Below are 358 nucleotides of genomic sequence, written 5' to 3'. Positions count from 1 at the left end.
GCTTCGCCGCGCAGGGTTTCGAATATCTCCACGTCGTCGATCTCGACGGCGCCTTCGCCGGCAAGCCGATGAATGCGCATGCGGTGGAGGCGATGCTGAAAGCCGTCACCATGCCGGTGCAGCTCGGCGGCGGCATCCGCGACCTCAAGACTATCGAGGCCTGGCTCGACAAGGGCATCACGCGCGTCATCATCGGCACCGCGGCGGTGCGCGATCCTGAACTGGTGAAGGGCGCGGCGAAGCAATTCCCCGGCCGTGTGGCCGTCGGCCTCGATGCACGCGACGGCAAGGTCGCGGTCGAGGGCTGGGCCGAGACCTCGCATGTGACCGCGCTCGAGATCGCTGAGCGATTCGAGGA

General features: G+C 67.0%; 1 protein-coding gene. It reads left to right on the top strand.

Going from position 1 to position 358, the window contains the following annotated elements; all coding sequences use genetic code 11:
• The coding region (locus tag FNJ47_RS46810; protein ID WP_175068534.1) for a HisA/HisF-related TIM barrel protein at positions 1-358 on the top strand (358 nt) is incomplete at both ends.

This window comes from Bradyrhizobium uaiense, assembly GCF_010811875.1.
GTDB lineage: Bacteria > Pseudomonadota > Alphaproteobacteria > Rhizobiales > Xanthobacteraceae > Bradyrhizobium > Bradyrhizobium uaiense.
Note: the sequence above shows the minus strand (reverse complement) of the source record. Positions and strands in the feature narration are given on the sequence as shown.